At 76.2% G+C, this 21,257-nt stretch carries 10 protein-coding genes; all 10 read left to right on the top strand.

Features of this window, described 5'->3' with window-relative positions:
* Positions 1-135: 135 nt before the first annotated feature.
* The gene (locus tag ACWGIF_RS13480; protein ID WP_453495662.1) at positions 136-7,452 is read left to right on the top strand and encodes an SDR family NAD(P)-dependent oxidoreductase; all 7,317 of its coding nucleotides are present in this window, start codon (positions 136-138) and stop codon (positions 7,450-7,452) included.
* Positions 7,445-12,211 carry a beta-ketoacyl synthase N-terminal-like domain-containing protein gene (locus ACWGIF_RS13475; protein ID WP_453495659.1) on the top strand — a complete coding sequence of 1,589 codons (4,767 nt, stop codon included), beginning with the start codon at positions 7,445-7,447 and terminating at the stop codon, positions 12,209-12,211. The genes ACWGIF_RS13480 and ACWGIF_RS13475 overlap by 8 nt, the downstream gene beginning before the upstream one ends.
* Positions 12,201-12,521, top strand: coding sequence for an acyl carrier protein (locus tag ACWGIF_RS13470; protein WP_453495656.1), 321 nt, complete (start codon positions 12,201-12,203; stop codon positions 12,519-12,521). The genes ACWGIF_RS13475 and ACWGIF_RS13470 overlap by 11 nt, the downstream gene beginning before the upstream one ends.
* Positions 12,522-12,528: 7 nt before the next feature.
* A complete protein-coding gene (locus tag ACWGIF_RS13465; RefSeq protein ID WP_453495653.1) occupies positions 12,529-13,383 on the top strand; it encodes an alpha/beta fold hydrolase in 855 nt (284 codons plus the stop codon).
* The gene (locus ACWGIF_RS13460) at positions 13,380-14,549 is read left to right on the top strand and encodes a glycosyltransferase (protein WP_453495650.1); all 1,170 of its coding nucleotides are present in this window, start codon (positions 13,380-13,382) and stop codon (positions 14,547-14,549) included. Before ACWGIF_RS13465 ends, ACWGIF_RS13460 begins: the two co-directional genes overlap by 4 nt.
* A complete protein-coding gene (locus ACWGIF_RS13455) occupies positions 14,546-16,417 on the top strand; it encodes a methyltransferase domain-containing protein (RefSeq protein WP_453495647.1) in 1,872 nt (623 codons plus the stop codon). Before ACWGIF_RS13460 ends, ACWGIF_RS13455 begins: the two co-directional genes overlap by 4 nt.
* Positions 16,414-17,685, top strand: a complete 1,272-nt coding sequence (locus tag ACWGIF_RS13450) for a hypothetical protein (RefSeq protein WP_453495644.1) — start codon at positions 16,414-16,416, stop codon at positions 17,683-17,685. Before ACWGIF_RS13455 ends, ACWGIF_RS13450 begins: the two co-directional genes overlap by 4 nt.
* Before the next feature lie 73 nt (positions 17,686-17,758).
* Positions 17,759-19,042, top strand: a complete 1,284-nt coding sequence (locus ACWGIF_RS13445; protein WP_453495642.1) for an alkaline phosphatase family protein — start codon at positions 17,759-17,761, stop codon at positions 19,040-19,042.
* Between the two features lie 20 nt (positions 19,043-19,062).
* Positions 19,063-20,319 (top strand): MFS transporter, encoded by a 1,257-nt coding sequence (locus ACWGIF_RS13440; RefSeq protein WP_453495639.1) that lies wholly within the window; start codon positions 19,063-19,065, stop codon positions 20,317-20,319.
* A 9-nt stretch (positions 20,320-20,328) separates the two neighbouring features.
* Entirely contained in the window at positions 20,329-21,252 is a 924-nt protein-coding gene (locus ACWGIF_RS13435) for an SDR family oxidoreductase (RefSeq protein ID WP_453495637.1), read from the top strand.
* Positions 21,253-21,257 lie beyond the last annotated feature (5 nt).

Raw genomic sequence — 21,257 nt, 5'->3', positions numbered from 1 at the left:
CCGCACGATGCATCGCGGCGTGGGGGTGTTTGACCATGGTTCAAGACCGCCGCACTCCCCCTTCTCCCGCACCGCCGTTCTTCCGTTCTTCCGTCCTGCCATGCGCCATGCCACAGCACTGGAAGAGGAGCGCCCGTGACCCCCCAGCCCCCACAGTCCGCCGCCACTCGTGACCTGGTCGTCGCCCTGACCCCCTTCGAGGAGCCCCGGGCGGGCATCGTGACCGCTGCCGAGCGCGCCGGGGCGCTCGGGATGCTCGACCTCGGCCGGGACGCGAGCGCCGCGCGGCGCGCCGTCGCGGAGCTGGGCCGCCGGCTCGGCAGCACGGGTCGGGGCGCCGGCACGGACACGGGCACGGACACCAGCACCGGAACCGGCCGTGGCCCCGGCACCGGCAGCTACGGCGTGCGGGTGCCTCCGGGCTGCCCGCTCGGGCCCGGCGACCTGCCGGCCGCGGTGGACACGATCCTGCTCGCCGACCCCGCCTCGCACACCGAGGAGCAGGTTGCCGCCTGGGCCGCGGCGCCCGGGCGGCCCCGGGTGTGGGCCGAGGTCACCAGCCTGGCGGAAGCCACGGCCGCCGTGACGGCCGGGGCGGGCGCGCTCGTCGCCAAGGGGCACGAGGCCGGAGGCCGGGTGGGCGAGGCCACCACCTTCGTCCTGCTCCAGCAGCTGCTCGGGGACGAGGAGATCCGCGTACCCGTACGGGCCTGGGGCGGGATCGGGCCGCACACGGCGGCCGCGGCCGTCGCGGGCGGAGCCGCCGGTGTGCTGATCGACGTGCAACTCGCCCTGACCGTCGAGGGCGAGGCGTCGCTGCCGCAGGAAGTGGCCGCTGCACTCCGGGCGATGGACGGCTCCGAGACGCGGCTGGCCGACGGGCACCGGGTGTTCGCACGGCCCGACCTGACACCGCCCGACGGGCCGGTGCACGCGCTGCTCGGCGCCCGGGACCTGCGCACGCAACTGCTGCCCGTCGGGCAGGACGGGGCCTCGGCCGGCCGGCTGGCCGCGCGGTACCGGACGACCGGCGGCGTGCTCCAGGCCGTACGGGCGGCCATCACCGAACATCTGGCGGCCGCCGTGCGGGCCCGTCCCCTCGGGCGGCCGCTCCCCGTAGCGCAGGGGCCGATGACCCGGGTGAGCGACCAGGCGGCCTTCGCCGAGGCCGTGGCCGCCGCGGGCGGGGTCCCGTACCTCGCGCTCGCGGTGATGGAGGGCCCGGACGTACGCCGGCTGCTGGCCGGGACCGCCGAGCGGCTCGGGGACCTGCCCTGGGGCGTGGGGCTGCTCGGCTTCGCCCCGCCCGCGCTGCGGCGCGAGCAACTGGCGGCGGTGACCGAAGCCCGCCCGCCGTACGCGATCATCGCCGGCGGCACCCCGGCGCAGGCGGCCCCGCTGGAGGCGGCCGGCATCCGCACGCATCTGCACGTGCCCTCGCCCGGCCTGCTGGAGCGGTATCTCGCCGAGGGAGCGCGGCGGTTCGTCTTCGAGGGGGCGGAGTGCGGCGGACACGTCGGGCCGCGCGCCTCGTTCCCGCTGTGGGAGGAGCAGATCGAACGGCTGCTCGCCTGCCCCGAACCGGAGGCTCTGGACCTGCTGTTCGCGGGCGGGATCCACGACGAGCGGTCCGCCGCGATGGTGGTGGCGGCCGCGGCCCCGCTGGCCGAGCGGGGCGCACGGGTCGGGGTGCTGATGGGCACCGCCTACCTGTTCACCGAGGAGGCCGTGGCGGCGGGCGCGGTCCTGCCGGGCTTCCAGCGGGCGGCGGTGGAGTGTGCGCACACCGTCCTGCTGCGCACCGCGCCCGGCCATGCCACGCGGTGCGCGGCCACCCCGTACGCCGAGACCTTCGAGGCGACCCGGCGGCGGCTCGCCGAGAGCGGCGTCCCGCCGCGCGAGATGTGGGAGGAGTTGGAGCGGCTGAACCTCGGGCGGCTGCGGATCGCCAGCAAGGGCCTGCGGCGCGCCGCCGACGGCGGCCGGCTGGAGCACGTCGCGGAGGAACAGCAGCAAACCGACGGCCTGTTCATGCTCGGACAGGTCGCCGCCCTGCGCACGGCAACCACCACGGTCGCCGCGCTGCACGCGCAGGTCACCGACGGGGCCACCGCGCTGCTGGAACGCCGGGCCCGGGACTTCGCCGCGCCGGCGGCGGCCAGGGCGGCCGACCCGCTCGACATCGCCATCGTCGGCATGGCCTGCGCCTACCCCGGCGCCCCGGACCTCGCCGCCTACTGGTCCATGGTCCTCGCCGGGACGGACGCCGTGACCGAGGTGCCGGCCGAACGCTGGGACCCCGCGCTCTACTACGACGCCGACCCGGCCCGAGCCGGGGAGCGCACCCCCTCACGCTGGGGCGGCTTCCTGGGCCCGGTGCCCTTCGACGCCCTCGCACACGGCATCCCGCCCGCCTCCCTGACCGGGATCGAGCCGGTGCAGCTCCTGGCCCTGGAGATCTCGGCGCGGGCCCTCGCGGATGCGGGCTACGGCAAGGACCGCGCCTTCGACCGTTCCCGGACCTCGGTGGTCTTCGGCGCGGAGGCCGGTACCGAACTGGCCGGCGCGTACGGGCTGCGCGCCCTGCACCCGGCCTACCTGGGCGAACTCCCACCCGAGCTGGACGAGCAGCTGCCCCGGCTCACCGAGGACTCCTTCCCCGGCATCCTCGCCAACGTCATCGCGGGCCGGGTCGCCAACCGCCTCGATCTGGGCGGAGCGAACTGCACGGTCGACGCCGCCTGCGCCTCGTCCCTCGCCGCGCTGGACCTCGCCTGCCGTCAGCTGCGGGACGACGACAGCGACATGGTGCTGTGCGGGGGCGCCGACGTGCACAACGGCATCAACGACTATCTGATGTTCGCCTCCGTCCGCGCCCTGTCGCCCGGCGGTCGCTGCCGTCCCTTCGACGCGGCCGCCGACGGGATCGCGCTGGGCGAGGGGGTGGGCGCGCTCGTCCTGAAGCGGCTCGCGGACGCGGAGCGCGACGGCGACCGGGTGTACGCCGTGATCAAGGCGGTCGGCGCCTCCAGCGACGGCCGGTCGCTCGGCCTGACCGCACCCCGGCCGGAAGGCCAGCGGCGGGCCCTGGAGCGGGCCTACGAGCGGGCCGGCATCGCCCCGGGCGAGGTGGGCCTGATCGAGGCGCACGGCACCGGCACGGTGGTCGGCGACAGCACCGAACTGGCGGTGCTGAGCGCGCTGTTCACCGCCTCCGGGGCCGCTGCCGGATCGTGCGCGCTGGGCTCGGTGAAATCCCAGCTCGGGCACACCAAGTGCGCGGCCGGGCTGGCCGGACTGATCAAGGCGGCCCGCGCGGTCCACACGGGCGTGCGGCCGCCGACCCTGCACATCGACACGCCGAACCCGGCCTGGCGGGCGGAGACCAGCCCCTTCTCCTTCGACGCCGAGGCCCGGCCCTGGGCGGTGCCCCCGGAACGGCGGATCGCGGGGGTGAGCGCCTTCGGCTTCGGTGGGACCAACTACCACGCCGTGGTGGCCGGTTACGCGGGCGCCGAGGAGCCCCGGCACGGCCTGGAGGAGTGGCCGGCCGAGCTGTTCTGCTTCCGCGGCAGCGACCGGCGGGCGGCGGGCCGGGCGATGGCGCGGCTCGCGGCCCGGCTGGAGGAGAACGACGCGGCCGGGCGCCCCTGGGCCCTGCGGGACCTCGCGGCCGAGGCGGCCGGGGACTGCGGCCCGGTCCAGGTGGCGGTCGTGGCCGCCGATACGGACGAGCTGAGGGCCCGGCTGGAAGGTGCCCGGGCCTTCGCGCCGGGCACCGGGGTCCACGTACGGGGGGAGTCGGCGGAGCCGGGGGCGACCGCCTTCCTGTTCCCCGGGCAGGGCAGCCAGCGGCCGGGCATGCTCGGTGATCTGTTCATGGCGTTCCCCGCCCTGCGCGGGCTCCTGGACGCGGCTCCGGGGACAGTGGTGTCGGCGATGTTCCCGCCGGCGGCTTTCACCGCCGAGGGGCGGGCGGCGCAGCGGGCCGCGGTCACCGACACCCGGGTGGCCCAGCCGGCCCTCGGTCTGGCGGGAGCAGCGGCGCACCAGCTGCTCGGCGAGCTCGGCGTACGGCCGGACTGTGTGGCCGGGCACTCGTACGGGGAGCTCAGCGCGCTGTGGGCGGCGGGTGCGTACGACACGGAGAGCCTGTTGCGGCTGAGCGGGCGCCGGGCCCAGGCGATCGTGGCCGCCGCCGGCGCGGATCCCGGGTCGATGGCGGCGGTGTCGGCGGCGCCGGAGGAGGTGCGGGAGGTCGCGGCCCGCGCCGGGTGCGTGGTGGCGAACCACAACGCGCCCCGGCAGTGTGTGATCTCGGGCCCGACGGCGGCCGTGGCCGCGGCGGTGGCCGCGCTGCGGGAGGCCGGGCTGTCCGCGGAGCCGATCCCGGTGGCGTGCGCGTTCCACAGCGAGGTGGTGGCGGGTGCGGCGACGGCGCTCGCCGAGGAGCTGGCGGGGACCGCGGTGACCGCGCCGGGCATCCCCGTCTGGTCGAACACGACCGCCGGCCCGTATCCGGCGTCGGCCGAGGGCGTACGAAGCCTTCTGGCCGGGCAGGTCGCGCAGCCGGTCCGGTTCGTGGAGCAGGTGGAGGCCATGTACGCGGCCGGTGTCCGGACGTTCGTCGAGGCGGGGCCCGGCCGGGTCCTGTCCGGCCTGGTCGGCCGGATCCTGGGCGACCGCCCGCACACGGTGGTCCCGCTGGACGTTCCGGGCGAGCACGGGCTGGTCCGGCTGGTCACGGCGCTGGCGGAACTTGCGGCGGCGGGCGTGCCGGTGGCGCCGGAGGCGCTGTTCCGCGGCAGGACCTCGCGCCTGCCGGACCGGGCCCCGCGCCGGCCGGGCTGGCTGGTGGACGGCCACCTGGTCCGCACCGCGGACGGCACACCGGTGGCGGGCGGTCTGCGCCCGGCCCGCCGGGTGTCTGCGACGGTTGCGGGTGGGGGTGCGGTCACGGCCGCCGGGGCCCATGGGGCCGCGGGCGCCGGTGCGGGTGGGGGGTCGGGTCGCGCCACGGGCGGCGCTGCGGGCCCGGGTTGGGCCCTGGGTGCGGGAGCGGGTGCCGGTGTGGGCGCGGGCGTGGGCGCGGGCGCGGGAACAACTGCCGGTGCGGGCGAGGCTACCGGTGCGGCTGCCGGTGGGGGGTCGGCCACCGTCGACGGTGCGGGCGCGGGTGCCGGTGGGGGGCCTGCATGGGCGGCACGCGCCGGCGCGGGCGCGGCACCCGGTGCCGATCGGCGCGACGAGGCGATATTGGAGTACCTCCGGGGCACCCGCCAGCTGGTCGAGGCGCAACGGGACGTCCTGTTGGGCTACTTGGGTGTGGCGGCGCCCTCGGGCGCGGGGATCCCCACCACCGGGCCGGATCACCTCGGGCGGCCCGTGGCCGAGGCGGCCGGGCAGGCCGCGGGACGCCCGGTTGGGCCGGGCGCCGTGCCCGATCCCCGGCCCACGGCCGGGACCCCCGTCCCCGCCGGCCCCTGGGCCGGACCGTGGCCCGCAGCCGAAGCGGGCGGCACGGCCGCCGTCCCGGGCGAGCCGCAGGGCGCAGCGCCGGCCCCCTGGCCCGCAGCCGGGACATCCGGCAGCTCCGCCCCCCTCGCCGAAGTGGCGGGCCCTGGCGGCCAGGCGCTCACCCCGCACCGTGGCGGAGCCCGCTCCGCGGACGAGGTGATGGAGGTGGTCCTGGAGATCGTCCACACACGGACCGGATACCCCTTGGACATGCTCGACCCCGGACTCGACCTGGAGGCGGACCTCTCCATCGACTCCATCAAGCGCGTGGAGATCATCGGCGCCCTGGCCGACCGGATCGGCCTCCCCCAGGACGCGGGCGGCTCCGCCGAGGCCGCGGTCGAGGAGCTCTCCCGGATCAAGACCCTGCGCCGGATCGTGGACTGGGTCACCGCCCACACCGGCGCACCGGCGCCGGAATCCGGGCCGGCGGCGACCGCGCAGCCCGCCGCGGAACCGGTCGCCCGGCTACGGGTGGACACGGTCCTCGCCCCGGCGGCCGGCGGCGACCCGGATTCCCTGCGCGGCCTGCGGATCGGGGTGGTCGAGGACGGCCAGGGCATCGCCCTCGCCCTCGTCACCGCCCTGGACGTGCGGGGCGCCGAGGCGACGATCCTGCCTGAAGCGGAACCAGGGTCCGAGGCCGCGACCGGGGCCGGGACCGGAAGTGGGAACGGAACCAACACCGGGCTCCGGGCCGGGCTCGACGGGATCGTCGATCTGTCCGCCCTGCGGGCGGGGGCCGAGCCCGTGTTGCCCGAGGCGTTCCCGGGCCTGCGGCTGGCCCTGGCCGGGGGGGTCCGCCGGCTGCTGCTCGTGGGCGCTCCCGGCTCCCCCGGCGGCGCGGGCCTGCACGGCTTCGCCCGCAGTGCGGCACTCGAATTCCCCGGCACCCTCGTCCGTGCCGTGGACGTCCACCCCAAGGAGGATCCGGAGCAGATCGCCGCACAGCTCCTCGCCGAGCTGTGCAGCGACGCGGCCGACGGCGCAGCCTCCGTCGGGTACACGGCCGAGGGAACGCGCGTGACCCGCCTCCCGGTGCCCGCCCCCCTGCTCACCTCCGGCGGGCCGCCGGTCCTGGAGCCCGGCTCGGTGGTCCTGCTCACGGGCGGGGCCCGCGGGATCACCGCCCGCACCGCGCTCGCACTGGCCCGCGCCACCGGATGCCACGTCGAACTGGTCGGGCGCACCCCTGAACCGGCCGCTGAGCCCGACGCCTTCGGGCAGGCGCAGGACCGGGTCGCGCTGCGCGCCGCCCTGATCGCCTCGGGGCTCCGTACGCCCGTGGAGATCGAGGCGGCTGCCTCGCGGATCCTCGCCGAGCGCGAGGTACGGGCCACGCTGGCCGCCCTCGCCACCGCCGCGGCCTCCGTCCGCTACCACTGCGCGGACGTCACCGACGAGCGGGCCGTGCGGGCCGTCGTGGCCGGCGTACGGGACCGCCACGGCCGGCTGGACGGCATCGTGCACGGGGCCGGGGTCCTGCGCGACGGGCTGCTGCGCGACAAGCAACCGGCGGACTTCACCGAGGTGTTCACCACGAAAGTGGCCGGCGCCCGCCACCTGGCCGCCGCGGCAGCCGAGCACGGCGCATGGCCCGCGCCCCGCTTCCTGGCGCTCTTCGGCAGCGTCGCCGGCGTCTACGGCAACCGCGGGCAGAGCGACTACGCCGCGGCCAACGATGCCCTCGACCGCCTCGCGCACACCTGGGCGGAGTCCTTCCCGGGCCGGGTGCTGTCCGTCGACTGGGGCCCCTGGGCGGCCGAGGCGGGCGGGATGGTCACCCCCGAGCTGGAGCGTGCGTACGCCCGGCGCGGCATCCCGCTCATCGCGCCGGACGCGGGTACCGCCGCGTTCCTCGCCGAACTGGCGTACGGGACCGACGTACAAGTGGTCCTGATGGCCTCCGCGGAGGAGGGCCGGGGCGATGAGTGAGCAGTGGCGGCAGCACGGGCCCCTCCCGACCGATGCCGCGATCGTCGGAATGGGCGCGGTGTTCCCGGGGGCCGCCGACCTGGCGGCGTACCGGCGCAATCTGCTGGCCGGTACGGACTCCATCGGCGAGGTCCCGCCGGGGCGCTGGGATCCCGAGGTGTACTACGACCCGGAGGGCGCCGACGGACCCGCGGCCGGCGACCGGTTCTACTGCCGTCGGGGCGGCTTCGTCGACGGTCTCGCCACCTTCGACCCGACCCGGTTCGGGATCATGCCGGCCGCCGTGGAGGGGGCCGAGCCGGATCAGATGCTGGCCCTGCACGCGACGGCCGAGGCGATCGCCGACGCGGGCGGCGAGGCACGGCTGCCGGCCGACCGCTCCCGGATCGGGGTCGTGCTGGGGCGCGGCGGGTTCATGGGTGTGGCCACGGCCCGTCTCGATCAACGGGTGCGCACGGCACACCAGTTGGCGCAGACCCTGCGGGAGCTGGCGCCGGAGCTGGGCGAGCGGCGGATCGCGGCGGTGCGGTCGGCGTTCCAGGACGCGCTGGGGCCGGAGCGGCCGGACGCGTCGATCGGGCTGGTGCCGAGCTTCACCGCGGCCCGGACCGCGAACCGGCTGGACTTCCGCGGCCCCGCCTACACGCTCGACGCGGCCTGCGCCTCCTCCCTGCTGGCGGTCGACCAGGCGGTGGGGCTGCTGACCGCCGGGCGGTGCGACGCGGTGGTCGCGGGGGCGGTGCACCACTGCCACATCGCGACGCTGTGGAGCGTGTTCACGCAGCTGCGGGCGCTCAGCCCGAGCGAGCGGATCCGGCCGTTCGACCGCAGGGCGGACGGGACCCTGCTGTCCGAGGGCACCGGGGTGGTACTGCTGAAACGGCTGGCGGACGCGGAGCGCGACGGCGACCGCGTCTACGCCGTCATCCGCGGGACGGGCGTGGCGGGGGACGGCCGGGCGGCGAGCCTGATGAGCCCGCTCGTCGCGGGCCAGGTGCGGGCCCTGGAGCGGGCCTGGCAGGAGGCGGGCCTGGACCCGCGGGCGCCGGGCGCGCTGGGGCTCCTGGAGGCGCACGGTACGGGCACGCCGGTGGGGGACACCGCCGAACTGGACACGCTCGCACAGGTGTTCGGCCCCGGCGGGCCGGGAGGGCCGGGAGGGCCGCCGATCGGCTTCGGTTCGGTGAAGTCGATGCTCGGGCACACCATGCAGGCCTCGGGCATGGCCGGGCTGATCAAGGCGGCGCTCGCGGTGCACGAGGGGGTGCTGCCGCCGACGCTGCACCTGGAGGAACCGCACGCGGACCTGGCCCGGACCCGGATGCGGCCGGTCACGGCGGCCGAGCCGTGGGAGCGCGGGCCTGCGCCGCGCCGGGCCGGGGTCAACGCGTTCGGCTTCGGCGGGATCAACGCGCACGTGGTGCTGGAGGAGGCTCCGTCGGCACTGCGCCCACCGCTTCCGGTGAGGCGGTTCCTGCCGCTGGGGGCCCCAGTGCCGCTGGGGGCCCCGGCCGCACCGGTGGGGCCGGCCGCGCGAGGCGGCGTACTCCTGATCGGTGCGGACACGACGGCGGAGCTGTCGGCCCGGCTGGCGTCCGCCTCGCCGGTGTCGGGCGGCGACGGGCCCTGCCGGGTCGCGGTGGTCGGGCCGACGCCGCAGCGGCTCGCGCTGGCCGCCAAGGCGGTGGCACGCGGGCGGCCGTGGCGGGGGCGCGGGGACGTGTGGTTCACACCGGACCCGCTGGGCGGCCGGGTGGCGTTCCTGTTCCCGGGCCTGGAGCCGGAGTTCGCGCCGGTGGTGGACGACGTGGCGGAGCGGCTCGCGCTGCCGGCGCCCCGGCTCACGCGGGGCGCGTCGCTCGTGGAACGGGCTCTGGACGCGCTCGCGACGGGCCGCTTCTTCGCCCGGGTACTGCCCTTGCTCGGCGTCGAGGCGGATGTACTGGCGGGCCACAGCCTGGGCGAATGGGCGGCGATGGTGGCAGCGGGGATGTACCCGCAGGAGGCGGCCGACACCTTTCTGGACTCGCTGCGGCCGGGCGACCTGAGGGTCCCGGACCTCGTGTACGCGGCGTTGGGCTGCGGTGCGCAGCGCGCGGAGGCGGCGCTCCACGGTCTGGACCGGGTGGTGGTCAGCCACGACAACTGTACGCACCAGTCCGTCGTGTGCGGTGAGCCGCAGGACGTGGAGACCGTGGTCGCGCGGTTGCGCGGCGACGGGGTGCTGGGCCGGGAACTGCCGTTCCGTTCGGGCTTCCACACCCCGATGTGGGAGCCGTACCTCGGCCAGGTCCGTGCCGCCTTCGACCGGCTGCCGTTGCGGGCCGGCTCCCTTCCGGTGTGGTCGGCCACCACGTGCGCGCCGTTCCCGTCCGCCCCGCAGGACGTACGGGACCTGGTGGTCCGCCACCTCCTGGAGCCGGTCCGCTTCCGCGAGCTGACGCTGCGACTGTACGAGGAGGAGGGCGTGCGCAGCTTCGTCACCCTGGGCCCGGGCAGCCTGCCGGGCTTCGTCGAGGACACCCTGCGCGACCGCCCCCACCTCTCGGTGGCCGTCTCCTCGCCCCGCCTGGACGGCCTGGCGGCCCTCCGCCGCGCATGCGCCGCACTCTGGGCCGAGGGACACGCCCCGCACTGGAAGCCCCTGGCCGAAACGACGGCCGCACCAGGGGCTGTCGGACCTGTGGCGCCGGGGGCGACGGGCTCGCGCGGGACGATCGGCGAGCGCGCGGACAGCGGGCGCGCGGACGGCGGGCGCGCCGGTGTCCGGGACTCGGCCGGTGGGCCCGGGCGCAGTGTGCCGCTGGACCTCGGGTCTCCGCTGGTCCGCCTCGGAGAGACGGCCCGGGCTTCCCTGGCCGGCCTCCTCGGGGGACCTGCAGTGGACCGGGCCCGGCCGACAGGCGCTCCCCCTGCTCCGGCTCCGGTGGCGGGAGCGGGAGCGGACCGGCCGGTGCTGCTGACCGCTCTGGACGCGGTGCTGGCCGAGACCGGGTCGGCCGCGCGGGCCGTCACCGAGGCCTGGTCGGCCGCCGGACCACCGGAGCGCCCCGCAGAGGTCCTGGAAGCGGCCCCGGCAGCGGCCCCGGCCCAGGGTGTCCACGGTGCGGGAAGGACCCCCGGAAAGCACACCCTCCACCTCTCCCTCGCCACGCAGCCCTCCGTACGCGACCACTGCGTGTACCTTCAGCCGGACGGCTGGCCGGAGGACTCCGACCGGTTCCCCGTCGTGCCCATGACCACCATGCTGGAGCTGGCCGCCGACGCCGCACGGCGGTACGCCCCGCCCGGCCTCGCCGTCCTCGGCTACGAAGACGTACGGGCCCTGCGGTGGCTCGCCGTCGAGCCGGCCGTCGACGTCGAGGTCTCCGTCCGCGGGGACGGGCCCGGCCGGATGCGGGTCGGCCTCGGCGCGTACGCCTCGGTGGTCGTGCTCCTCGGCGAGCGGTACGGGGAGCCGCCCGCGCCCGACGACACGCCCCTGCGCGACGCCGGCCCCGCGCCGGTCAGCGCCGCCGCCCTCTACCGGGACCGGTGGATGTTCCACGGCCCGCGTTTCGCCGGCGTCCACGAGGTGCGGACCGTCGGCTCGGACGGCATCCACGGGGTCCTGCGGGCCCTGCCCGACCCGGGCGCCCTGCTCGACGCCGCAGGGCAGCTCTTCGGGCACTGGATGCAGCTGCGGCTCCCGGTGGACCGGCTGGTGTTCCCGGCCACCGTGGACCACATCCGGTTCTACGGGCCCCCGCCCACCCCCCACGAGCTGGTCGCCGCCACGGCCCGGATCCGCGAGGTGCACGACGTCACCGTGCGCGGTGACCTCGAACTGCGCCGGGCCACGGGTGAGGTGTTCGCCCGGATCGAGGGGTGGACGTACCGCCGGTTCGGCGCCGACGAGCGGGTCTGGCCGATGAAGTTCACCCCGGAGGTCTGCGGCATCGGTGAACCCCGGCCCGAGGGCTGGTGCCTGGCCCGGCGCCGCTGGACCGATCCCGCCTCCCAGGAGCTGGTGATGCGCCGCTACCTCGGTGTCGCCGAGCGCGCGGCCTACGAGCGGCTGTCGCCGCGGGCCCGGGCGCCCTGGCTGCTCGGCCGGATCGCCGCCAAGGACGCGCTGCGCGGCCTGCTGTGGGACGGCGGGGCCGGGCCGGTCTTCCCGGTGGAGGTGCCGGTCGGCAACGACCCGGCCGGCCGGCCGCTGGCCGAGGGCCCCCTGACCCGCGGCTTCCGGCTGTCGATCGCCCACAAGGACCGGATCGCGGTCGCCCTCGCGCACCCGGCCCTGCCGGTCGGCATCGACGTGGAGCCGGTGACCACCGACCCGGACGCGCTGATCCGGATCGCCCTCGGGCCGGACGAACTGCGCCTCGGCGAACGGCTGGCCGCCCGCGACGGCACCGTCCTGCCGGCCGCGCTCACCGCACTGTGGTGCGCCAAGGAGGCCGCGGCCAAGGCGGACGGCGGCGGGCTGGGCGGCCGGCCGCGGGACTGGCGGGTGGCCGAGGACCCGGATACCGGATTCCTGTCGGTGACGTCCCCGGACGGACGCCCGTACCCGATCCGCACCACCGCGCTCACCCTCGCACCGCTCGCCCTCGCACCGCTCGCCGTCACACCGCTCGGCACGCCGGCCTCCACCCCGCGTACCGGCACCCCACCCGCCGGCGCACCGCTCGACCACGTCGTCGCCTGGACCGCCCACCCCGCGACTCCCTCCCCCGTCCCCTTCCACCTCACGGAGACCCGTCATGGCACCTGACATCCTCGCCGAGATCACGGACATGCTCGTGGAGATCGTCGGCGACGAGTACCTCCTCGCGGAGGAGGTCACGATGAAGACCACGTTCAACGAGGACCTCGCCCTGGAGAGCATCGAGTTCGTCGCCCTCGCCGAGCTGCTCCACCACCGCTACGGCGCCGAGGTGGACCTGATGGGCTTCCTGGCCGAGAAGGACATGGACGCCATCCTGGCCATGTCCGTCGGCGAACTCGTCACCCACATCGGCCGGATCACGCACACCTCCCTGGCCCGGGCCTCGGCGGGGACCTCGCCCGCCTCGGCCGGCTGAGCCCGCCATGGCCTTCGTCCTCGCGGGCTCGCTGCGCGTCCACGTCCAGCGTCTCCCGTCCGGCGCCCCCGCCCCCGTCGGCTCGGACCCCCACGCCGGAGCCGCCGACCGGCCCGTCGTGGTGTTCCTGCACGGCCTGGTCGTCGACAACCTCTCCTCCTTCTACTGCCCCCTGGCCGTGCCGGTGGCCCGGTCCGGGCACGAGGTCGTCCTCTACGACCTGCGCGGCCACGGCCGCACCGAACGCCCCGCCGCGGGCTACGACAGCCGCACCGCCGTACGGGACCTCTTCGCCCTGCTGCGTGCGCTGGACCTCGGGCAGCGCTCGGTCCACCTGGTCGGCAACAGCTACGGCGGGACCCTCGCCCTGCACGCCGCCCTGGCCCGGCCCGACCTCGTCACGGGGCTCACCCTCCTCGAACCCCCGCTCGGCGGCGCCTGGGTGGAGAACATGGTCGACACCCTGTCCGCCGCCGCGCTCAGCCTGGAGGACAGCCCGGTGCCCGCCGAGCTGCTCACCCTGCGCCTGCGCAAGGCCGCCAACCTCACGGCCATCGCCGACGCCCTCCTCAACCGGACCACGCTCATCGACGACATCGCCGCGAGCCGGACCTTCTGCCCGGCCGACTACGCCCGGCTGCACTGCCCGGTGCTGGTCGTCTGCGGCGAGCACTCCGAACTGGTCCCGGGAGCCGGGGAGCTGGTCCGCCACGCCCCGTACGGCGCCCTGCGGATCCTGCCGGGGCTGGGCCACGACGTCCTGAAGGAGAGCACCGGGGTCCTACGGGAATCCGTGCTCGCCCATCTCGGCACGGCGGCCGTGGTGGCGGCCCGGCCGCGGGCGGGGGTGCTGGTGCCATGAAGGTGCTGTTCACGGTGCCGCCGCTGGCGGGGCACGTCAATCCGACCGTGGCCGTCGGGGCCGAACTGGCCGCCCGCGGGCACGAGATCGCCTGGACGGGTCCGGCCACCGCGCTGGCCCGGCTGCTGCCCGCCCAGGCCCGGATCCTGCCGGCCGGCGAGGACGTGGGCGGGGGCTACTCGGCGCTGCACGAGCGCTGGCGCGATCTGCGCGGGGTCGGGGCGCTGCGGTTCCTCTGGGAGGAGGCCCTGGTGCCGCTGGCCCGGGCGATGGTCCCCGGGGTGACGCGGGCCGTCCGGGCCTTCGCGCCGGACGTGCTGGTCGCCGACCAGCAGGCACTGGCCGGACCGCTGGTGGCCCGGCGGCTCGGCGTTCCGTGGGCGACGTCCGCCAGTACGTCGGCCGAACTGACCCGGCCCTTCGCGGACTTCCCGAAGGTCGGCGAGTGGGTGGCCGGGCAGATCTCCGGCCTGGTGGCGGAGTACGGCGCGGCGCGGGATCCGGGAGGCTGGGACCCGCGGTTCTCCGAGCGGCTGGTGCTGGTCTTCTCCACACCCGAACTCGTGGGGCCCGCCGGTGACTTCCCGCCGCATCACGCCTTCGTCGGGCCGGCCTTCGGGGCCCGACCGGCCTCGCCCGGCTTCCCCTGGCAGCGGCTGGACCCGGCACGGCGACGGGTTCTGGTGTCCCTGGGGACCCTCAACCAGGAGGCGGGCGCCCGGTTCTACGGCGCGGTGCTCGGGGCGGCCGAACGGCTGGCCGATGAGGTCCAGTTCGTACTGGCGGCGCCCTGCGCACTGGTCGGGGCGGCTCCGGACCACGTACTGCTCCAGGAGAGCGTCCCGCAACTGGACCTGCTGCCGCACCTGGACGCGGTGGTCTGCCACGCCGGCCACAACACCGTCTGCGAGGCCCTCGCGCACGGGCTGCCGCTCGTCGTCGCCCCGATCCGGGACGACCAGCCGATCGTGGCCCAACAGGTGGTGGAGGCCGGAGCCGGTGTCCGGGTGCGGTTCGGCAGGACCCGGGCCGAGGAACTGCGCGACGCGCTCACGGCCGTGCTGGACGAGCCCGGCCCCCGCCGGGCCGCCCGGCGGATCCAGGCCTCATTCGCCGCGGCGGGCGGGGCTGCCGCCGCGGCCGACCGGTTGGAGAAGCTGATATGACGCCACCCCCGCTCTCCCGGGTCCCGTGGACCTCCGTGGTGCTCCTGGCCGCGCTCGGCGCGGGCACCGTACGCGCCGGGCGCCGGCTGCGGGCGATCCCGGTGCTGCCGGTGACCTCGTCCGCGGCGGCAGGGGTGCCGCGTGCCGCCGGGTGGCGGCTGCTCACCGCCCGGGGGGTCGAACCCGATGCGGCTACCTTCCTCGCCGCCTGCGCGTACGCCGAGGGGGAGGGTCTGCGGGTACTGGACCTGCTGCCCGCGGACCTGCCCGCCGAGCGGGCGCTGGGGCTGCTGCGTCTGGTCGACCCCGTCCGCCACCGGCACGACCGGCTGGGCGAGGGGCGCGGGGCCGGGTTCGCCGTGCTCGTCACCGAGGAGGTGCTGGCGCGGGCCGGTGTGGATCCGGCCGGGCCCCGCCGGGATCCGGCCGGACTCCTCGCCCTGACCCGCCGGTTGAAGGAGTACGCCGCCGACGCCACGGGGCTGGCCGTCGCCCCCGGCCTGAGCTGCTCAGGGACCGGGGAGACCACGGGTCCGGCGCGGGCCGCCGAGCTGCGGGCCCAGGGGCTCCCGCCGGGGGCGCTGGCCGCAGCGCAGCTCGTCGGGCTGGCGCTGCTGGCGGTCGCCGCCGCCCGCCAGGGCCGGTGGGGCGCCGCCGCGGCGGGGCTGTACTGGCTCCAGCCGTACCTCGCGCTCGGCGGGCCCGGCTCCCCGCTGCGGCCCGCGGATCTGGTCCGGGCCACCGCGGCCCGGCCGGTACGCTCCCTCGGCGCCGCCCTGCGTACGGCCGCGGCGGCCGGCCGGTCCCCGGCCGGCGGTGACACCGCACCGGACACCGCGGCCCGGGCGGCCGCCTACCGGCACGAACTGGCGGCAGGAACCGGGCACTTCCTCGAACCGCGCCGCACGGACTGCCCGTGGTGCGGCTCCGGCCGGCTCACCGTGCGGGTCCGGGTGCCGGACCTGCTGCAGGGCAAGCCGGGCCGCTTCACCCTGGAGCAGTGCGCGGACTGCGGGCACGTCTTCCAGAACCCCCGGCTCACCCCGGAGGGACTGGAGTTCTACTACCGCGACTTCTACGACGGGCGCGGCGGCGAGGGCGCGGGCACGGTCTTCGGAAGGCTGGGAGCCGCCTACCGGGGGCGCGCCGAGATGCTCCTCCCCCACGCCGACCCGCTGTCCTGGCTCGATGTGGGCACCGGGCACGGCCACTTCTGCAATGCGGCCCGGGCCGTCTGGCCGCGGACCCGGTTCGACGGTCTCGACATGGGCGAGGGGGTCCGCGAGGCCGAGCGGCGCGGCTGGGTGGAGAGCGGGTTCCAGGGCCAGTTCCCGGAGTTCGCGTCGAAGCTGGCGGGCCAGTACGAGGTGGTCAGCATGTACCACTACCTGGAGCACACCCGGGATCCGCTCGCCGAACTGGACGCGGCGGCCACCGTCCTCGCCCCCGGCGGGTTCCTGACCATCGAGCTGCCCGACCCTGAGTCCCGGATGGCCCGGCTCCTCGGTCCGGCGTGGCTGCCCTGGTTCCAGCCGCAGCACCAGCACCTCCTCCCCGCGGCGAATCTGCGCGAGGCGCTGGCCGACCGGGGGTTCACCGTCCTCGCCGAGGAGCACGGCCCGGCCCATCAGGGCAACGACTTCTTCGGCGCGGTGGCCCTCACGGCGACGCGGCTGGCCCCGGATCCGGACCGGCCGTGGGGTCCCCCGGCCACGCCCCGCACCCGGGCCCTCGCAGCGGCCGTACGGGTGGCCGCACTGCCGTGCTTCGCCGGCGCGGCCGTGCTCGACGCCCTGCGTACGGCGGCGGCCCGGCGCACGGACGGCGGAAACGCCTACCGGATGCTGGCCCGCAAGGACGCCCTGTGACGGCCGCGAAGCCCCCCGGCCGCCGGGAAGCCACACCGGCCACGGCCCCCGGGCAGCCCCGGTCGGGGCTGCGCACCGCGGGAACCACCGACCCCCCGACCACGGCCCGGACGGGCGCTGCCGACCCCACTCCCAGGGGCAACGCCGAAATCACCGCCGGCCCGGCCAAGACGGCCCGCGCCCCCGCCGCAGGCGACCCGGCCGGCCCCGCCGGAGACGGATCGGTCGGCCTCGCCGGAGACGGATCGGTCGGCCTCGCGGGCACCACCCAGGCAGGTCCGGCCGACGCCCTCCGCAGGGTCAACGCCACAGTCGCCTCCCGCCCGGGCCGGTCTGAGTCCGGCGCTCCCGCAGGAGAGGGATCTGCCGACCCCGCCGGAGGCGACCTGGCTCGGCGGGCCACCGCCGATCCGCTGTTCCGCCTCGTCGCCTACGCCCTGGAGGCCGCGCACGGCCGGCCCCCGGCCGCCGTGTGGAGCGCCCCGTACGTCTTCCACCTGGGCTCCCCCGGGCTGGTCGCGGCGGCCGGCTGGCCCACGGCCGCCGCCGCGGCCCCGCGCACCGACGGTCTGGTGCGGCTCAGCTCCCTCGGCCATCCCGCGGACAGCTGCGATCTGCCGCTGACCCTGTCAGGGCCGCCGCCCGCCGCCCCCGACTGGGCCACCCGGCCGTACGCCGTGCTGCGGGCGCTGGCCCGGGCCGGATACGGCCGCGGCGGGACCGATCTGCATGTGCAGGGCTCGCTCACAGGGGCGGCCGGGCTGGCCACGGCGGAGTCCGCCGACTGCGCGGTCGCTCTGGCGGTGGCCGACGTACACACGCCCGCTGGTGAGCAGCCCGACCGCGAGCACGTGGCCCGGCTGCTGGCCGAAGCCCTGCCGGACGGGGACCAGGGCCTGCGCCGGGCGGTGTTCTTCGCCCGGCCGGGCCGGGCCCTGCTGCTGAGCCCGGAGCCCCGGCGGCGACAGCGGTACGTCGCCTTCGACCCGGCCGCCTCGGGGACACGGCTGGTACTGCTCGCCGTCCGCGGCGAGGCGGCGGACCGGCCCGGGGAGCTGGCGCGGGCCGTGGCCTGCGCCCGCCGGGCCGGTGCGCTGAGCGCCTGGCCGCCCGGGCGGCGGCCGGGGCGGAGCGTGCTGGTGCTGCTGCCCGAGGCGCGCATGGCGGCGGTGCGGGCCGCGGTCACGGAGGACTTCCGCGACCGCGGCCGGCCCGTACCGCGGTTCCTGAACATCGCCGTGGCCGGGGCGGCCCGGCGCGAGGAATGACCACGCCCGGGCCCTCGAGCCCACCCGGAACACCCACCCCACCGGAGCACACCGACCACCAGGAGGACCACCCATGCCCACGCCCCTTCCCTCACCGACGGCGCGCGCGAGACGCAGGGTCCGCTGGTCCGCGCTCGTCGCCGGGATCGGCACGCTCGGCCTGCTGGGCGCCTTCACCGTGGCCAACTCACAGGCTGCGGAAAGCAGTTCCAGGCGGACGGGCGCCCCTGCCGCTGCCGCCGCCCTGCCCTCGTACGACCACGTGGTGGTCGTCGTGTACGAGAACAAGCAGTACGGCGAGATCATCGGCAGCGCCAACGCCCCGTACATCAACCAGCTCGCGAACGGCGGCGCGAGCCTGACCGCCATGAAGGCACTGACCCACCCCAGCCAGCCGAACTACTTCAACCTCTTCTCGGGGGCCACGCAGGGCATCACGGGGGACGGCTGCTACGTCCCGCAGTCGATGACGGCCCCCAATCTCGGCCAGGAGCTGATCGCGGCCGGCAAGACGTTCGCGACGTACAACGAGGACCTTCCGAGCGAGGGGTCCACCGCCTGCACGAACGGCCAGTACGCGCAGAAGCACAACCCGTGGTTCGCCTTCAAGAACGTTCCGCTGAACACCGGGAAGACGTGGACGCAGTTCCCGCAGAACAACTTCACCGCCCTGCCCCACCTGTCCTTCATCGTCCCGAACCAGTGCAACGACATGCACTCGTGCTCCGTCGGCACCGGTGACACCTGGACGAAGAACAACATCGACGCCTACGCGCAGTGGGCGAAGGCCAACAACAGCCTGCTGGTACTGACCTGGGACGAGGACAACTTCCTCGGCTCCAACCAGATCGCCACCGTCTTCTACGGGGCGCACGTCAAGACGGGCAAGTACGCCACGCCCTTCAACCACCACCATCTGCTGCGGACCTTCGAGGACCTGTTCGGTATGACGCACGCGGGCAACGCGGCCAACGTCCAGCCGATCAGCGAGGTATTCCAGAGCTCCACGGACCCCACGCCCACACCCACCCCCACGTCCACGCCCACCCCCACCCCCACCCCCACTCCGACGCCGACGCCGACGCCGACCACGGGTGAACTGAAGCTGGCCGACCCCGGCCCGAGGACCTGCAAGTTCAACCAGTCCTGCACCATCCAGCTCAGCGCCACCGGCGGCACTCCCCCGGTCCGGTACGCGGCCACCGGCCTGCCCTGGGGCCTGACCGTCGACGCCGTCACCGGCCGCATCAGCGGCAAACCGTGGGCCGGCGGCACCCTCCAGATCACCGCGACCGCCACCGACTCCAGGGGCGCCACCGTCACCGCCGCGTTCCCGCTCACCGTCAACTGGTTCTAGACACCTCCCGGGAGCCATCCGTGTACCTGTCGACCAGCCGGGCCTCGGACATCGCCGGGGACACCCGCATCCCGGTCCCCAAGGGCCCCCTGAGGGCCGTCCCCGGCACGGTGTTCGCGCTCGGACTGGTCAGCCTGGTCACGGACGTCTCCGCGGAGATGGTCACCGCCGTCCTGCCGCTGTACCTGATGGCCGGACTCGGCATGTCCCCGCTCGCCTTCGGCGCCCTGGACGGTCTTCACCAGGGCGCCACCGCGCTGCTGCGCCTCGCGGGAGGCCGGATCGCGGACCGCACCCGCCGCCGCAAGCTCGTCGCGGGCACCGGCTACGCGCTCTCTGCCGTCTGCAAGGCGGCCCTGCTCATCGTCACCACCCCCTGGTCGGTGGCGGCGGTGCTCGCCGCGGACCGGACCGGCAAAGGGCTGCGCACCGCCCCGCGCGATGCGCTGATCTCCCTGTCAGTCCCGCCCGAGCAGCAGGGCCGCGCCTTCGGGGTGCACCGCGCGCTGGACACGGCGGGCGCCCTGCTGGGGCCGCTGGCCGCGTTCGGCGTGCTGTGGGTGGCGGTGGACGGTTACGAGGCCGTGTTCACCGTGAGCTGCTGCATCGCCGTCCTGGGAGTGGTGATGCTCGCACTCTTCGTGCGGGAGGCTCCCGCCCCCGCGGCCGTCGCCGTCCGGGCTCCGCTGCCGCCGGTACGCACCCTGCTCCGGCTCCCCGGCCTGCGGCGGCTCTGCCTGACGGCCGCCGTGCTCGGCCTGTTCACCGTCGGTGACGGCTTCCTCTATCTGCTGCTCCAGCGCCGGCTGGACCTGTCGTTCGCGTACTTCCCGTTGCTGCCCGTCGGCACGGCGGGCGTGTTCCTGCTGGCCGCGCTGCCCGCGGGGCGGCTCGCCGACCGGCTCGGCCGTCGCCGGGTCTTCCTCGGCGGGCACGTGCTGCTGCTCGGCGCCTGCCTGCTGCTCCTGGCCCCGGCACCGGCCGGTGCGCTCCTGGTCGTCGGCGTGCTCGCGTCGCTCGGCCTGTTCTACGCGGCCACCGACGGGGTGCTGATGGCGGCCGCCGGGCCGCTGCTCCCGGCCGAGTTGCGCACCACCGGGCTCGCGGCGGTGCAGACCGCGCAGGCGCTGGCCCGGTTCGCGGGTTCGCTGCTCTTCGGGGCGGCCTGGACCCTCTGGGGGCCGGGCCCGGCGCTGTGCCTGGCGGCGGGCGGGCTGCTGCTGTCGCTGGCGCTGGTCGCCGTGTTCGGCGGGCCGCGGGCGGGCGAGCCGTCGTAGGGTCGGCCCATGCCGGAAACGCAGCGAACTCTTGAAGGCAGGGTGGCCCTCGTGGCCGGGGCGACGCGCGGCGCGGGCCGGGGCATCGCGGTCCAGCTGGGCGCGCAGGGCGCGACCGTGTACGTGTCGGGGCGCAGTACCACGGGCAGGCGCTCGGAGTACGACCGGCCCGAGACGATCGAGGAGACCGCCGAGCTGGTCACCGCGGCGGGCGGTCACGGGATCGCGGTGGTCGCCGACCACCTGGTGCCGGGCGAGGTCGAGGCGCTGGTCCGGCGGATCGACACCGAGGAGGGACGCCTCGACGTCCTGGTCAACGACATCTGGGGCGGGGAGCTGCTCTTCGAGTGGGACAGCACGGTCTGGGAGCACGACCTCGACAAGGGGCTGCGGCTGATGCGGCTGGCTGTGGAGACCCATGCCATCACCAGTCATTTCGCGGTGCCGTTGCTGCTGCGCGAGCCGGGCGGGCTGGTGGTGGAGATGACGGACGGAACCGCCGAGTACAACGCGAGCCGCTACCGGGTCTCCTTCTTCTACGACATCGCCAAGTCCTCGGTTTTGCGCATGGCGTTCGCGCTCGGGCACGAGCTGGGGCCGCGGGGGGCCACGGCGCTCGCGCTGACCCCGGGCTGGCTGCGCTCGGAGATGATGCTCGACACCTTCGGGGTGACGGAGGCGAACTGGCGGGACGCGTTGGCCGAGGTCCCGCACTTCGCCATCTCCGAGACCCCGTCGTACGTGGGCCGGGCGGTGGCGGCGCTCGCCGCGGACCCGGACGTGGCGCGCTGGAACGGCAGGTCCCTCTCCAGCGGACAGCTCGCCCGGGTCTACGGCTTCACCGACCTCGACGGCAGCCGGCCGGACGCCTGGCGCTACATGGTCGAGGTCCAGGACCCGGGCCGCCCGGCGGATGCCACGGGCTACCGGTAGACCGC

Source organism: Streptomyces sp. NPDC054849 (genome assembly GCF_053610945.1).
The sequence above is the reverse complement of the archived record's forward strand: the minus strand, read 5'-3'. Positions and strand labels throughout refer to the sequence as shown.

Coding starts and splice junctions, on each gene's coding strand:
- ACWGIF_RS13475 (WP_453495659.1), top strand. CDS start 7,445: ATGAGTGAGCAGTGGCGGCAGCACGGGCCCCTCCCGACCGATGCCGCG.
- ACWGIF_RS13445 (WP_453495642.1), top strand. CDS start 17,759: ATGCCCACGCCCCTTCCCTCACCGACGGCGCGCGCGAGACGCAGGGTC.
- ACWGIF_RS13470 (WP_453495656.1), top strand. CDS start 12,201: ATGGCACCTGACATCCTCGCCGAGATCACGGACATGCTCGTGGAGATC.
- ACWGIF_RS13460 (WP_453495650.1), top strand. CDS start 13,380: ATGAAGGTGCTGTTCACGGTGCCGCCGCTGGCGGGGCACGTCAATCCG.
- ACWGIF_RS13435 (WP_453495637.1), top strand. CDS start 20,329: ATGCCGGAAACGCAGCGAACTCTTGAAGGCAGGGTGGCCCTCGTGGCC.
- ACWGIF_RS13455 (WP_453495647.1), top strand. CDS start 14,546: ATGACGCCACCCCCGCTCTCCCGGGTCCCGTGGACCTCCGTGGTGCTC.
- ACWGIF_RS13465 (WP_453495653.1), top strand. CDS start 12,529: ATGGCCTTCGTCCTCGCGGGCTCGCTGCGCGTCCACGTCCAGCGTCTC.